The sequence below is a fragment of the Sphingopyxis italica genome, from assembly GCF_011926545.1.
In the GTDB taxonomy this organism is placed as follows: Bacteria; Pseudomonadota; Alphaproteobacteria; order Sphingomonadales; family Sphingomonadaceae; genus Sphingopyxis; species Sphingopyxis italica.
The window spans coordinates 451,475-465,574 of record NZ_JAATIT010000001.1 but is presented as its reverse complement, the minus strand read 5'-3'; the positions used below and the strand labels follow the sequence as shown (position 1 = coordinate 465,574).

The following is a 14,100-nucleotide window of genomic DNA, read 5'->3' as shown; positions in this document are numbered from 1 at the left end:
ACTTGGCAAGGAAAGCCTGCTAGGAACGCCCGATGAATCGCCTGTCCGAATCCCTTTCCGCCTGTGCCCACAAGCTCGAAGTCCTGCACGCGCGCCACGACGCCGACGCCGGCGTCATCCTGGTCCAGGTCGACCAGATGGCGCGGATCAACAACAGCGCGGGGACGGCGACGGGCGATTCGGTGCTCGATGAAATCGGGCGGCGGCTGGAAAATTTCGCGAGCGACGAATTCGGGCAGGGATCGTGCGTCGACCGGCTCGACGGGCCGCGCTTTCTGATCGTGCCCGCGACGCCGCTGTCGCTCGGGGCGCTCCGCGCGCAGGAGCGGGCACTGCACGTCGCGCTCGCTGAACCGATCGTTGGCGATCCGAACGGCCGCCTGTCGATCCGCATCGCCGCCGCGCTGATCACGCGGGGCGAATCGGTCGCCGAGCAATTGCGTGCTGCGTGCGATCAGCTCGCCCGGCCGGCGTCTGCCCGCGACGGTGTGATGGTCCACGCCGCGCTGTCGCAGAACGAGGTCGTGATCCATTATCAGCCGCAATATGACGTTGCGACCGGCGCGATGACCGGGGTCGAGGCGTTGCTGCGCTGGCAGCATCCCGAGCTCGGCCTGCTCGGCGCGGGGCCGCTGGTGACCGCGGCGCGCGCGGCGCGGCTCGAATGCGAGCTCACCGAACATGCGCACCGCGTCGCGCTCGCCGAAATGGCGACGTGGCCCAAGGCGCTCGCCAAGCTGCGCGTCTCGCTCAACATCACCGCCGCCGACCTCGGCGACCCCGAATTCGCTGGGCGCTTCGCAGCCATGGCGAAAGCGGCGAAGATCGATCCGGACCGGCTGACGCTCGAGCTCACCGAACAGGCGATGCTGAGCGATCCCGCGAGCGCGGCCGACCAGTTGGCGCAGATTCGCGCGCTCGGCGTCGCGGTCGCGATCGACGATTTCGGGACCGGCTATTCCAGCCTGTCGCTGCTCGCGCGGTTGCCGATCGACTATCTGAAGATCGACAGCGGTTTTACGCGAACGATCGACGGCAGCGACCGCGACCGTATCGTCGTCCGCGCGATCGTCGACCTGGCGCGCGCGCTCGGGCTGCTCGTGGTGGCGGAGGGGATCGAGCACAAGACGCAGCTCGCGCGGCTGAAGGAACTGGGCGTCGCGACCTGGCAGGGCTTCCTGAAATCGGGCCCGGTGCCAGGGGAGGAACTGCCGGCGCTGCTGGCCGACTGACCCGCCCGCCCGCGCGGAAATCCCCATATCGGGCCATTAACCCGCCTTTCAAACTCGCTGGCTAAGGGCTGGGCCGGGGGTTGAAATGTGCGTTGACAGGCCCGGCAGGGCGTTTTTCGAGCCATCGGAACTGGACCGGCTGTCCGGCGCCTATCCGCTCGCGCCCACGGTGTTGCGACACGCGCTGACCGATCATCCGCTGCTGACTCTGCCGGCGCTGGCCGACGCGGCGGGCGAGCTGCCCGCCGGGCATGTCGAAAGGCGGATCGCCAACGCCGTCAACGGCGGCGAGTTCGCGATGGACGGGACGGCTCGGGCGCCGGTTGCGGATACGATCCGCGCGATCGGGACCAACGGCAACTGGATCATGCTGCGCTTCGTCCAGAACATACCCCGTTATCGCGAGTTTCTGCACGCGTTGATGGCCGAGATCGAAGGCGTGGTCGGGGCGAAGACCGGCCCGTGGCGGACGCTCAAGGCTTTCGTCTTCATCTCCGCCCCGGGGACGCTGACGCCCTTTCACTTCGATGCCGAATATAACATCCTGTTCCAGATCGCGGGGGACAAGGATTTCGCGACCTATCCGCCCGAACCGCCCTTCCTGCCATTGGACCGGCGCGAGGCCCACCATCGCGACGGCGACAATATGCTGCCGTGGCGTCCCGAATATGAAGCGCGGGCGATAGTGCACCGGCTGGCGCCCGGCGACGCGCTCTATGTCCCCCATGCCGCGCCGCATTGGGTGCGGGCGGGGTCGCGGCCGTCGGTGTCGCTGTCGCTGACCTGGCAGAGCGACTGGAGCCTGGCGACCGGCGAGGCGCTGGCGGTCAATCCGCTGCTGCGCGCCGTCGGCCTCGGCCTGTCGCGCCCGCCGGTGTGGCCGCAGCGGCCGGCATTGCACGCGCTCGCCGCCCGCGCGGCGCGGCGCGCGGGATTGCTATGAGGCATCAGGCATTCCACATCGACGCCCGTCCCGGCGGCCACTTCGGCGTGCAGGGCGATCACGCCGTTCGCTTCCAGCGGCCGGTGGACCTGACCGCTGCCGATCGCGCACGTTGGGCGGACCTGTCCGATCGCGCCGGCGCCGCGAACGTCTTCGCGCAGCACTGGTTCATGGATGCGGCGTTGCGTCATGGGGGTGACGATCAGCTCATCCGGTTGGCGATCGTCGAGCGCGCCGGCGGCGAATGGGTCGGCGTCCTGCCGCTGGTGCGGCGCGCGCGTTTCGGGCGGTGGCCGGCGCCGCATTGGCAAGGCTGGCTGGCGACGAATCAGTTCCTGGGCTCGCCGCTGGTGCGGCCGGGCGCCGAAGACCGCTTCTGGGCGCTGCTGCTGCCATTCCTCGACGCCCACGCAGGTCGCGAAATCGGGCTCCAGTGCCGTCAGCTCGCGTGGGACGATCCCATCTGCGCCGCGCTGCTTGCGCATTGCGAGGGGGAGGGGCGGGGCTTTCGCATCGTCGACCGCTTCGACCGCCCCGCCCGCGCGCCGGGGAGCGATGCGGTCGGCGGGCGAGCGGGCATCAAGGCGCGCGCGCGCCTGCGCAGCCTCGAACGGCGGCTGACGCGCGACCATGGTCCGGTCGCGGTCGACCTGCACACGGCGAACGGCGATGGCGATCGCTGGGTCGAGGCATTCCTGGCGATGGAACGCGCGGGCTGGAAAGGCCGGGCGGGCAGCGCGCTCGCCTGCCATTCGGCGACCGAGAAACTGTTCCGCGACGTGGTGCGCGCCGGGTGGGAATGCGGCCGGCTGGGCCGGGCGACTCTGACGGCGGCGGGGCGGCCGCTCGCCATGTCGTCCTGGTTCGTGACCGGCGACCGGGGCTTCGGGTTCAAGATGGCTTTCGACGAAGCATTTCGAAGCTATGCGCCGGGCCAGCTGCTGATGCGCCATGTCGCGGATCACGTCGCCGGGCTGCGCCCGCCGATCCATTTCGACACCTGCACCTCGGCGGGCGCCGGGGCATGCCGGTCGTTGTGGGGCGACAGCCGGACGATCGTCGATTGCGTCGTCGCGATCGGATCGCCGGTTCGCCGCTTCGCCTTCGCCGGGCTGATGCGCGCCCGCGACGTCTATCTCCTCGCGGTCAACTCTTCTGCCGCGCCAGCTTCCCCAGACCTTTCGATAGTTGCAGCGCGCCGTTGAGGCGGGCGCCCGTGCTGACCCAGTCGCCGCTGATCGACAATTTATTATCGGGGCGGATGCGCGCGCGGCCTTTCAGCCGCTCGACATAGGCGATGAGGCCGGGGACGTTGGCGAACGCATCGCCGTGGAAGCTGACGAGCGCGCCCTTGGTGCCGACGTCGAGCTTCGCTATGCCCGCGAGCTTGGCGTTTGCCTTGATCTCCATCAGCTGGACGAGGTTCGCGGTTTCGGGCGGCAGCGGGCCGAAGCGGTCGATCATCTCGGCGGCGAAGGCGTCGAGCGCCGGGCGGTCGTCGGCGTCGTTGAGGCGGCGATACAGCGCCATGCGCAGCGGCAGGTCGGGGACATAATCCTCGGGGATGAGGATCGGCGCGTCGACGGTGATGACCGGCGACAAGGCTTCGCGCGGCGGCGCGGCGCCCATTCCCTCGGCCTTGGCGACGAGGATCGCCTCCTCGAGCATCGACTGATAAAGTTCGAAGCCGACCTCGCGGATATGCCCCGACTGCTCGTCGCCGACGAGGTTGCCCGCGCCGCGAATGTCGAGGTCGTGGCTCGCGAGCTGGAAGCCCGCGCCCAGCGTGTCGAGATCGCCGAGCAGCTTGAGCCGCTTCTCCGCCGTATCGGTGATCCCGCCGGTGTCGGGCGTCGTGAGGTAAGCATAGGCGCGCGTCTTCGACCGCCCGACCCGGCCGCGGAGCTGGTAAAGCTGCGCGAGGCCGAAGCGGTCGGCGCGGTGGACGATCAGCGTATTCGCGCTCGGAATGTCGAGCCCGCTTTCGACGATCGTCGTCGAGACGAGCACGTCATATTTGCGGTCGTAAAAGGCGCTCATCCGCTCCTCGACCTCGCCCGGCGCCATCTGGCCGTGCGCGACGACATATTTAACCTCGGGCACCCGCGTGCGCAGGAATTCCTCGATATCGGGCAGATCCTTGATGCGTGGAGTGACGAAGAAGCTCTGCCCGCCGCGATCATGTTCGCGGAGCAGCGCCTCGCGGATCACCACGGGATCCCACGGTGCCACGTAAGTGCGGACCGCGAGGCGGTCGACAGGCGGCGTCTGGATCACGCTGAGCTCGCGTAGCCCCGACATCGCCATCTGCAGCGTGCGCGGGATCGGCGTGGCAGTCAGCGTCAGCACATGGACGTCGGTCTTGAGCTGCTTCAGCCGCTCCTTGTGGACGACGCCGAACCGCTGTTCCTCATCGACGATGACGAGGCCGAGGTTTTTGAATTCGACCGATTTCGCGATGACGGCATGGGTGCCGACGACGATGTCGATCTGGCCGCTGGCGAGACCGTCGCGCGTCTTCTGCGCTTCGCCAGCGGGGACGAGGCGCGACAGGCGGCCGATGTTGACTGGGAAGCCTTTGAAGCGTTCGACGAAATTGGTGTAATGCTGACGCGCGAGCAGCGTGGTCGGACAGACGAGCGCGACCTGCACCCCCGCCATCGCGGCGACGAAAGCCGCGCGCAGCGCGACCTCGGTCTTGCCGAAACCGACGTCGCCGCAGACGAGCCGGTCCATCGGGCGCCCTGAGGCCATATCGGCGAGCACGTCGCCGATCGCGCGGTCCTGATCGTCGGTTTCCTGATAGGGGAAGCGGTCGGCGAAGGCCGGATAGGCGGCATCCTGCGCGAGCAATTCGCCCGAGCGCAAGGCGCGCTGCGCCGCGGTCGCGAGCAATTCGCCCGCGATCTCGCGGATGCGCTCCTTCATCCGCGCCTTGCGCCGCTGCCACGCTTCGCCGCCGAGCCGGTCGAGTGCGACGCCGTCGCTTTCGCCGCCATAGCGTGAGAGGACGTCGAGATTTTCGACGGGGACATAAAGCTTGTCGCCGCCGGCGTAAGTCAGCGCGACGCAGTCGTGCGGGCTGCTGCCGACGGGGATCTGGGTCAGCCCCTCATAACGGCCGATGCCGTGATCGAGGTGGACGACGAGGTCGCCGACGCTGAGCGTTGCAAGTTCGGCGAGGAAGGCGTCGGCGCTCTTGCGGCGCTTCTGCCGCCGGACGAGGCGCTCGCCGAGGATATCCTGTTCGGTGAGCAGGCTGATCGCGTCGGAGGCGAAGCCGTGGTCGAGCGGCAGGACGACCATCGCGGTTGCGCCTCCGGCATCGGCTGAGGCGGTACCGAGCGCATCCTGCCAGCTGTCGGCGGGCGCGAGCGACGTAACGCCATGATCGCGGAGCAGCCCCGACAGGCGTTCGCGCGCGCCGCCCGAATAGCTGGCGATGATCGTGCGCCGGCCCTTGCGGCGCTCGTCCGATAGATGGTCGGCGACCTTGTCGTAGACGTTGAGATCGGCAGTGCGTTCGGGAGTGAAATCGCGTGCGGCGAAGGTTTCGAGATCGACCACCGTTGCGGCCGGAGGAACGTCGAAAGGCGTGACGATATGGATCGGGCGCGCTTTGGCCGCTCCGGCCCACTCATCCTCCGCCAGGTACAGCGTCTCGGGCGCGAGCGGGCGATAGCTGCCGGGCGATTCGCGTTCGGCGGCGACGCGGTTTGCATGATAGTCGGCGATCGCGGCAAAGCGCGTCTCGGCGGTCGCCTCGGTGCGGTGGCCGCGCAGCACCGGGGTCGCCGGATCGATATGGTCGAACAGCGTCGCCAGCCGTTCCTCGAACAGCGGCAGCCAATGGTCCATGCCCGCCTGCCGCCGCCCGTCGCTCACCGCCTGATAGAGCGGATCGCCGGTCGACTGGCCGCCGAACAGGTCGCGATAGGCCAAGCGGAAACGCTTGATCGTCGCTTCGTCGAGCAGGGTTTCGCTGGCGGGGAGCAGTTGCAAGGCCTTGGCTGGGCCAAGGCTGCGCTGGTCGGCGGGATCGAAGCGGCGGATGCTCTCGATCTCGTCGCCGAAGAAATCGACGCGCAGCCCGGTTTCCTCGCCGGCGGGAAACAGGTCGAGGATGCCGCCGCGCACAGCAAACTCGCCTTGGTCGGCGACGGTATCGACGCGGCTGAACCCGTTCGCGACGAGCAGCTCGGCGAGCGCGTCGCGGTCGATCCGCTGCCCCGCCGCGAGCGTCGTCGCGAGCTGGCGGATGCGGAAGGGCGTGAGGGTGCGCTGGGTGATCGCGGCGACGGTCGTGAGAACCAGCTCGCCGCGTTTGGGGGGAAGCTGCAGCGCCGAGAGCGTCGCAAGCCGGTCGGCGCTGACGCGCATCGACGGCCCCGCGCGGTCATACGGCAGGCAGTCCCATGCGGGGAAACGATGAACGGTGAGGTCGGGCGCGAAGAATGGCGCCGCGTCGGCAATCGCCTGCATCGCCGCATCGTCGGTCGCGACATAGACGAGTCTTTTGTCGCTGGCGCGCGCCAGATCGGCGAGGAGCAGCGGCAGGAAGCCGTCGGCCGCGCGCGCCAGCGTCAGCGGCGTGGGCGCCGACGCGATGGCGGCGAAAATATCGGCGGCGGTCAAGGGTCAGAATCCATCAAATGCACGTCCGAGGCGTCAAAATGGCGAAGATATCGGGCCAAAGGACCCGCCGGGAACAGTGGTTCTGTTGCCAAGGGGACTTTGGCCCGAGATCGAAGCCATTTTGACGTCCCTTCGGGATTTGACCAATTTTGTCCATTGCTTCGTTGGCAAGCTGGGAAATATCGACATATTTCCTGCGCTGGCCGCCTCGCACTGAACAAAATTGCTTCAAACCTCGAACGTGTATTTGATGGATTCTGACCCTGATCATGGCAGCGGAATATAATCCAGTCGGCGCATCGCTGCGATCATCTCCGGTCGATCCAGATGCGCGGGCGGCTGGCCGGTGCCGAGTGCCCAGGCCATGATGTCGACGTCATCTTCCTCGACAACGGCTTCGTACCAGCCGAGTTCCGCTTCGCCCCATTCACTGGAATAGCGATCGAAAAAGCCGCCGATCATATAATCGGCCTCGCGCGTGCCGCGATGCCATGCGCGGAATTTCAGGCGTTTGAGGCGGTCTTGCATCTGTTTCTCTTTCCCTTCTCCCTTGACGGGAGAAGGATACGAAGCCTTGCCGCTTTGCGGCTAGGCGAAGTTGGATGAGGGTGAGTGCTCGCATGGCGAGCACGCGCTTGCTTTGCAAGCGCAACCCCTCACCCGCTGCGACTAACGAGCAAGCTCGTAATTCTCGCTGCCCTCTCCCGCAAGGGGAGAGGGGAGGTGCAAGTTCGTGCCGTCCGCGCTAGACGAGATCACCGATGCGACCCGAGATACTCAATCCGCTCTTTGCCGCGCTGACCGACCTGAAAGGCGTCGGGCCGCAGCTTGCCAAGCCGCTGACGCGACTAGGGCTGGAGCGCGTCGTCGATGTGCTCTTCCATTTGCCGACGGGTCTGATTTCGCGTTTCCCGGTCGAACGGCTCGATCAGGCGCAGGCCGGACAGACGATCATCGTCGAGCTCACCGCACAGGATTACCGTCCCGGTCGATCGCCGCGCGCGCCGTTCGGGGTCGAAGCGTTCGACGATGCGGGCGATCATGTCCGGCTCGTCTATTTCGGGCGAACGTCGGGGCTGGCGCGAAAATTGTTCCCGCTCGGCGAAAAGCGCCGCGTGTCGGGCCGGCTCGATTTCTACGGCGAGATGCGCCAGATCGTGCACCCCGATCAGGTCGTCGAGCCGGGGGACGAAACCGGAATTGCGGAGCATGAACCGGTTTACCCGTTAACCGAAGGGCTGACCAACGCGCGGCTGTCGCAGCTGGGGCAAGTCGCGCTCGAACGGCGGCCCGAGCTGGCCGAATGGATCGACGCGCCACTGCTGGCGAGCCGGTCCTGGCCTGCATGGAACGAGGCGATGGAACGGGCGCACGCCAGCCCGCGCGACGAGGCGGCGCGCGACCGGCTCGCCTATGACGAGATTTTTGCGAGCCAGGTCGCGCTGATGCTGATCCGCGAAGGACTTCGGGCGCGCAAGGGCAGGGCGATCGTCGGCGATGGCCGGCTGACCGATGCGCTTCAGCTGCCGTTCGGGTTGACCGGTGCGCAGGAGCGCGTCGGGCGCGAGATTGCGGGCGACATGGCGCAGGACCGGCCGATGCTGCGCATGCTGCAGGGCGATGTCGGGTCGGGCAAGACGCTCGTCGCGTTGCGCGCGATGCTGGCCGCGGTCGAGGCGGGAACGCAGGCGGCGCTGCTCGCGCCGACCGAGATTTTGGCGCGCCAGCATTTTGCGACGCTGCAACGCATGCTCGGCGGTCTGCCCGTCAATCTTGCGATCCTGACCGGCCGCGACAAGGGCAAGATTCGCGAATCGACGCTGATGGGTCTCGCCGACGGCAGTATCGACATCCTCGTCGGTACTCATGCGATCTTTCAGGAGGCGGTGGCGTACCGGGATCTGTCGCTCGTCGTCGTCGACGAACAGCATCGCTTTGGCGTCGCGCAGCGGCTGATGCTGACCGCGAAGGGCAATCGTCCGCCGCACCTGGTGGTGATGACCGCGACCCCGATCCCGCGTACGTTGCAGCTTGCCAACCATGGCGAAATGGACGTGTCGCAGATCGACGAGATGCCGCCGGGACGCACACCGATCGACACGCGCGTCGTCTCGGTCGACCGGCTCGACGAGGTGGTGGGCGGGCTCGACCGGCACCTTGCTACGGGGGCGCAAGCCTATTGGGTGTGCCCGCTCGTCGCCGAGAGCGAGGGGAGCGAGCTGGCTGCGGCCGAAGGCCGTGCGGCATTGCTGCGCGGACGACTGGGCGCCGGCCGGGTCGGGCTCGTTCATGGTCGGATGAAAGGTCCCGAAAAGGACGAGGTCATGGCGCGCTTCCAGGCGGGCGAGATCGGTGTCCTCGTCGCGACGACGGTGATCGAGGTCGGAGTCGACGTGCCCGCCGCCAGCCTGATGATCGTCGAACATGCCGAGAATTTCGGCCTTGCGCAGCTCCACCAGCTCCGCGGACGCGTCGGGCGCGGGACCGCGAAGTCGGTGTGTTTGCTGCTGCGTTCGCAGACTCTCTCCGAAACCGCGCGCGAGCGGCTGGCGCTGATGCGCGAAACGAACGACGGTTTCGTGATCGCGGAGAAGGATCTGGAACTGCGCGGCGGCGGCGAACTGCTCGGGCTCAAGCAGTCGGGCGACGCCGACTACCGGCTCGCGACCCCCGAACAGCTCGTGCGGCTGCTACCGGTCGCGCACGACGATGCGCGGCTGTTCGTCGAGCGCGACGGCGGGATGGAAGGGGCGCGGGCGGAGGCTGTGCGTCTCTGCCTATATCTGTTCGAGCGCGATTCGGCAGTGCCGCTGCTCAGAAGCGGTTAGTTCACGTCGCCGCGCGCGCCCATCGCGCGGATCATCGGCAGATAATCCTCGACCGAGATCGATTTTTCGAACTGGACACCGGTCTTGCCGCCGAGCGACCAGACGACTTTCGCGGCGGTGCGGCCGATGATCGGCATGCGGAACACGACGAGGTCGCCGATCTCCAGCCCGCGCTCGAAGCGCATCAACATACCGTCGGCGCTGATGTTGACGCAGGTGCACATTTCCTGCCGTCCGTCGGGCATGACGAAGGGGAGACGGCAATAGACGTCGCTACGCGGAGCGATCCGCTGGTCGAGGCCGACATAATGGGCCTTGCTGGTGTCGATCTTGCGCATATTCGTGGACCTTGTTGATTTGGCCATGAACGATCCATCCGATTGCTGAAGAAGTGGTAAATGCGTTTGTGCGCGTTACCGGGTCACAAGGCCATGTTTTTTTGACCCGAGGCTGAGCGGAACGGGGTCGGCGCCGGGCTGGATCCGGTGCTGCGGGTCGCGAACGACCGCGCCGTCGACCTTCACCGCGCCCTCGTCGAGCTTGCGGCGGGCTTCCTTGTTCGAGCCTGCGAACCCGAGTTCGCGCAGCGCATCGACGACGCTGATCCCCTCGGCCGGCGCGACGGCCTGCGGAAGGTCGCCGCCAATCTGTCCCTTTTCAAAGGTTTGCGCGGCGGTGTCCGAAGCGGTCTTTGCGGCCTCTTCGCCGCGGCACATCGCGGTCGCTTCGTTGGCGAGGATCTTCTTCGCCTCGTTGATCTCGGCGCCCTCGAGCGCCTCGAGCCGCGCGATCTCTTCGAGCGGCAGGTCGGTGAAGAGCTTCAGGAACTTGCCGACGTCGCGGTCGTCGCAGTTGCGCCAATATTGCCAATAGTCAAAATGGGACAGTTGTTCGGGATTAAGCCACACCGCGCCCGCGGCAGTTTTGCCCATTTTGGCGCCCGCCGCGGTGGTCAGCAGCGGAGTCGTGAGACCATAGAGGTCGGCACCGTCCATCCGGCGGCCAAGCTCCATACCGTTGACGATATTGCCCCACTGGTCCGACCCGCCCATCTGGAGACGGACGTCCATATCCTTCGACAGGTGCCGGAAGTCGTAGCCCTGGAGAATCATGTAGTTGAACTCGAGGAAGGTCATCGGCTGTTCGCGCTCGAGCCGCAGCTTGACCGAATCGAAGGTCATCATGCGGTTGATCGTGAAGTGCGTGCCGACCTCCTGAAGCAACTCGATGTAGCCGAGCTGGCCGAGCCAGTCCTGATTGTCGACCATCACCGCGTCGGTCGGGCCGTCGCCGAAAGTCAGATACCGCTGGAAGATGCTGAAGATCGACGCGATGTTCGCGGCGATCACCTCGTCGGACAGCATCTTGCGGCTTTCGTCGCGGCCGGTCGGGTCGCCAATCCGCGTCGTTCCGCCGCCCATCAGCACCACGGGCTTGTGCCCCGTCTGTTGCAGCCGGCGCAACATCATGATCTGGACGAGGCTGCCGATGTGCAGCGAGGGCGCGGTTGCGTCGAAACCGATATATCCGGGGACGATCTGTTTCGCCGCAAGCGCATCGAGCCCTTCCGCGTCGGTCGTCTGATGGATATAGCCTCGCTCGTCGAGCAGGCGCAGCAGGTCGGATTTGTAGTTCGTCATAGCGGGCGGGCGCATAACATGGGGTTTGATATTTGGATAGCATGCGCAAGGAGCTGATCTGCCATCCCGATACGCCGGGCAAAGCCGTGCGCACGGTCGCGGTCGAGGTCAGCCTGTCGTTCGAGGACGGTTTCGCGCTGCGCTATATCGTGGGCGGCGTGATCGCCGATCTTGTGCTGCCGCATGGCGAGGGCGAACTGGTCATCGCCGACAGCGCGACCGACGGCCTGTGGGAAAGCACCTGCTTCGAAGCGTTCCTGACCGAAGAAGGACAGCCCGACTATACCGAATTCAATTACGGCCCCGACGGGCGCTGGGCCTGCTATCAGTTCGACGATTATCGCTCGCTGCTGCGTTCCGACGAACTCGCGCCGTGGGAAATGGTCGCTGAGCGCGGCGAGCAAAGCTATGGCTTGCGCGTCGAGCCCGGTATCTTTCCCGACATCGGTGCGAAACTGGCGCTGTCCGCGGTGATCGAGGAGCTCGACGGCACCAAAAGCTATTGGGCGCTCGCGCACCCGCCGGGCAAGCCCGACTTCCATCATCCCGATTGCTTTGCCCTGACGCTTGAGGCACGCGGGCGGGCATGACGACGCTTTTCGGTATCGACCGCCTGCTCGCCGACCCGGCGCTTCGCAAACCGCTCGAAGGCAAGCGCGTCGCGCTGCTCGCGCATCCCGCCTCGGTCACCGCCGACCTGACCCACAGTCTCGACGCGCTCGTCGCCGCCGGGGTCCATGTCAGCGCGGTATTCGGGCCGCAGCATGGCGTGCGCGGCGACCTTCAGGACAATATGATGGAGTCGCCCGACTTCACCGATCCGACCTATGGCATGCCGGTGTTCAGCCTTTATGGCGAAGTCCGCCGGCCGTCGGGGCAGTCGATGCAGACGTTCGACGTGATGCTTGTCGACCTGCAGGACCTTGGCTGCCGCATCTACACCTATGTGACGACCCTGCTCTACATCCTCGAAGCCGCGGCGCAGCATGGCAAGGCGGTGTGGGTGCTCGACCGGCCCAACCCGGCGGGACGCCCGGTCGAGGGCACGCGGCTTCTGCCAGGATGGGAAAGCTTCGTCGGCGCGGGCCCGATGGTGATGCGCCACGGCCTCACGATGGGCGAGATGGGGCATTGGTTCATCCGCCACTTCGTCCTCGACGTCGACTATCGCGTGATCGAAATGGAGGGGTGGGAGCCCGAAGGCCCCGGCTTCGGCTGGCCGACGGAGCGGGTATGGATCAACCCGAGCCCCAACGCCGCGAACGTCAACATGGCGCGCGCCTATGCTGGCACGGTGATGGTCGAAGGCGCGACGCTGAGCGAGGGCAGGGGCACGACGCGCCCGCTCGAACTGTTCGGCGCCCCGGATATCGACGCCAAGGCGGTGATCGCCGAGATGCAGCGGCTCGCGCCGCAATGGCTCGGCGGATGCAAGCTGCGCGATATATGGTTCCAGCCGACCTTTCACAAGCATGTCGGGCAGCTCAATAACGGCGTCCATATCCACGCCGACGGGCCGTGGTACGACGACGACGCGTTCCAGCCTTGGCGCGTGCAGGCGCTGGGCTTCAAGGCGATCCGCAGCCTCTATCCGGACTATCCGATCTGGCGCGGCAAGGATTTCAAATATGAGTATACCGACGATGTGCTCGCGATCGACGTGATCAACGGCGGCCCGGGCCTGCGCTTATGGGTCGACGATGCGGGCGCGGCGCCGGGCGATCTCGACGCGCTCGCGCTGCCCGACGAGGCGGGCTGGCGCGAGGAGATCGCGGATTTGCTGATTTACTGAGGGGGCAAAGGAATGCCGACGATATGGCGGCGAAGCGTAGCTGCTGCGATCAGCATCGCGCTTGCATTTCCGATGGCAAGCTGCGCGGTTGAGCCCTCAGCCGCATCCGTTGTCGAGCGCGAGGTCATTACGTTGCCGTTCCCCGGCGGGATCGTTATCGAACGTCTGAAGCAATCTCATCGTGATGTTGTTGCCTTACTGCGGAAACGGGCAGCAGAAGAAGCGCGCGACACGGAATATCAGCCTCAGGTCGGCGTTTATTCCATTTTTCCCATCGACTCATCGCGCCCGCGGATCATCATTGGCGCAGTGACCCCCCGCACGGGCGTATTCTACGCCATGCCTTTAGGTCATTATTCATCGCTCGATGATTACAAAAATGGCCGGATCGAGCGGAAGGACAAGATCGACCTCTGCCGGATGGAAATGCAATGGGACCGGCTTCCGGGCGGACCGATCGCGCCCGGACTCAACTGGGCGGGCATGTATATGTCGGACCTCGGTTGCAAGCCGCCGCCAGCCGACCAATTGGCCATGCTGGATGAGTGGAAAGGCCGCAAAGCAAAGCCGGACTATGTCGTGGAAGACAAGGTCTCGGCGGGTGAGGTCAGCGTTACGCTGATCCGGGAAGTTCGGCCGAAAGTTTCGGCATATCGCCCTTTCGATCCCGTCGCCGCTTCGACGAAGATGATGAAAGCCGGGGATGATGTGACGTGGGCGATACCGTTGATCGACGAAAACTGGGCCGCATCGGTCGTAGCGACGCGGCGCGGCCGATTATTTGCCTATTTTTCCGACAGAATTTACGCGGGGGACTCCCAAGACCTGATGTGCGTTGCCGATGGATTGTCATGGGCCGACATCGTGGCAGAGCCTGGCCTGCTCGGGACGCAGGTCACCCGGCAGTTCTGCCAAGACCTGATGAAGCAATATAGCGATCGCCGTAGGGACGAGATGCGGCGCGTCGATGAAAAATTGCCGCTGCCTACCATCCAATCGATACCCATGACGCCCCGAAACTGACGGAGAG

11 protein-coding genes are annotated in these 14,100 nt (G+C 66.1%); 7 read left to right on the top strand and 4 right to left on the bottom strand.

All coding sequences use genetic code 11. From position 1 onward, the window contains the following. Positions 1–32: 32 nt before the first annotated feature. From GGR90_RS02010 to GGR90_RS02000, 3 genes are all read left to right on the top strand, one after another. Positions 33–1,232 carry a GGDEF domain-containing phosphodiesterase gene (locus tag GGR90_RS02010; protein ID WP_167919004.1) on the top strand — a complete coding sequence of 400 codons (1,200 nt, stop codon included), beginning with the start codon at positions 33–35 and terminating at the stop codon, positions 1,230–1,232. Between the two features lie 85 nt (positions 1,233–1,317). Continuing rightward, the gene (locus GGR90_RS02005) at positions 1,318–2,175 is read left to right on the top strand and encodes a cupin-like domain-containing protein (RefSeq protein ID WP_167919002.1); all 858 of its coding nucleotides are present in this window, start codon (positions 1,318–1,320) and stop codon (positions 2,173–2,175) included. Further along, complete coding sequence (locus GGR90_RS02000) at positions 2,172–3,380, top strand: GNAT family N-acetyltransferase (protein WP_167919000.1); 1,209 nt, start codon at positions 2,172–2,174, stop codon at positions 3,378–3,380. Before GGR90_RS02005 ends, GGR90_RS02000 begins: the two co-directional genes overlap by 4 nt. Here the strand turns inward: GGR90_RS02000 and mfd are convergent. Together mfd and GGR90_RS01990 are read right to left on the bottom strand one after the other, a co-directional pair. After that, positions 3,322–6,810, bottom strand: coding sequence for a transcription-repair coupling factor (gene mfd / locus GGR90_RS01995; protein WP_209023529.1), 3,489 nt, complete (start codon positions 6,808–6,810; stop codon positions 3,322–3,324). The genes GGR90_RS02000 and mfd overlap by 59 nt on opposite strands. Before the next feature lie 267 nt (positions 6,811–7,077). Next, a complete protein-coding gene (locus tag GGR90_RS01990) occupies positions 7,078–7,338 on the bottom strand; it encodes a succinate dehydrogenase assembly factor 2 (RefSeq protein WP_167918998.1) in 261 nt (86 codons plus the stop codon). Between the two features lie 233 nt (positions 7,339–7,571). On the opposite strand from GGR90_RS01990, the gene recG reads away from it, so the two are divergent. After that, positions 7,572–9,638 carry an ATP-dependent DNA helicase RecG gene (gene recG / locus GGR90_RS01985; protein ID WP_167918996.1) on the top strand — a complete coding sequence of 689 codons (2,067 nt, stop codon included), beginning with the start codon at positions 7,572–7,574 and terminating at the stop codon, positions 9,636–9,638. Here recG and GGR90_RS01980 read toward each other — a convergent pair. Together GGR90_RS01980 and tyrS are read right to left on the bottom strand one after the other, a co-directional pair. Beyond that, positions 9,635–9,976: a PilZ domain-containing protein gene (locus GGR90_RS01980; protein ID WP_167918994.1), complete on the bottom strand. Its 342-nt coding sequence runs from the start codon at positions 9,974–9,976 to the stop codon at positions 9,635–9,637. The genes recG and GGR90_RS01980 overlap by 4 nt on opposite strands. Before the next feature lie 75 nt (positions 9,977–10,051). Continuing rightward, positions 10,052–11,278 (bottom strand): tyrosine--tRNA ligase, encoded by a 1,227-nt coding sequence (gene tyrS, locus GGR90_RS01975; protein WP_167918991.1) that lies wholly within the window; start codon positions 11,276–11,278, stop codon positions 10,052–10,054. Positions 11,279–11,319: 41 nt separating this feature from the next. Between tyrS and GGR90_RS01970 the strand changes: the two genes are divergently transcribed. The 3 genes from GGR90_RS01970 to GGR90_RS01960 are packed head-to-tail and all read left to right on the top strand — an operon-like array spanning position 11,320 to position 14,093. Continuing rightward, positions 11,320–11,868 carry a DOMON-like domain-containing protein gene (locus GGR90_RS01970; RefSeq protein ID WP_167918989.1) on the top strand — a complete coding sequence of 183 codons (549 nt, stop codon included), beginning with the start codon at positions 11,320–11,322 and terminating at the stop codon, positions 11,866–11,868. Further along, positions 11,865–13,070, top strand: coding sequence for an exo-beta-N-acetylmuramidase NamZ family protein (locus tag GGR90_RS01965; RefSeq protein ID WP_167918987.1), 1,206 nt, complete (start codon positions 11,865–11,867; stop codon positions 13,068–13,070). Before GGR90_RS01970 ends, GGR90_RS01965 begins: the two co-directional genes overlap by 4 nt. Positions 13,071–13,082: 12 nt before the next feature. After that, positions 13,083–14,093, top strand: coding sequence for a hypothetical protein (locus GGR90_RS01960; protein ID WP_167918985.1), 1,011 nt, complete (start codon positions 13,083–13,085; stop codon positions 14,091–14,093). The last annotated feature ends 7 nt before the right edge of the window (positions 14,094–14,100 follow it).

What these genes read in the sequence shown, in the direction of transcription:
- GGR90_RS02010 (WP_167919004.1), top strand. Translation starts at nt 33, where the DNA reads ATGAATCGCCTGTCCGAATCCCTTTCCGCCTGTGCCCACAAGCTCGAA.
- GGR90_RS02005 (WP_167919002.1), top strand. Translation starts at nt 1,318, where the DNA reads ATGTGCGTTGACAGGCCCGGCAGGGCGTTTTTCGAGCCATCGGAACTG.
- GGR90_RS02000 (WP_167919000.1), top strand. Translation starts at nt 2,172, where the DNA reads ATGAGGCATCAGGCATTCCACATCGACGCCCGTCCCGGCGGCCACTTC.
- GGR90_RS01990 (WP_167918998.1), bottom strand. Translation starts at nt 7,338, where the DNA reads ATGCAAGACCGCCTCAAACGCCTGAAATTCCGCGCATGGCATCGCGGC.
- recG (WP_167918996.1), top strand. Translation starts at nt 7,572, where the DNA reads ATGCGACCCGAGATACTCAATCCGCTCTTTGCCGCGCTGACCGACCTG.
- GGR90_RS01980 (WP_167918994.1), bottom strand. Translation starts at nt 9,976, where the DNA reads ATGCGCAAGATCGACACCAGCAAGGCCCATTATGTCGGCCTCGACCAG.
- tyrS (WP_167918991.1), bottom strand. Translation starts at nt 11,278, where the DNA reads ATGACGAACTACAAATCCGACCTGCTGCGCCTGCTCGACGAGCGAGGC.
- GGR90_RS01970 (WP_167918989.1), top strand. Translation starts at nt 11,320, where the DNA reads ATGCGCAAGGAGCTGATCTGCCATCCCGATACGCCGGGCAAAGCCGTG.
- GGR90_RS01965 (WP_167918987.1), top strand. Translation starts at nt 11,865, where the DNA reads ATGACGACGCTTTTCGGTATCGACCGCCTGCTCGCCGACCCGGCGCTT.
- GGR90_RS01960 (WP_167918985.1), top strand. Translation starts at nt 13,083, where the DNA reads ATGCCGACGATATGGCGGCGAAGCGTAGCTGCTGCGATCAGCATCGCG.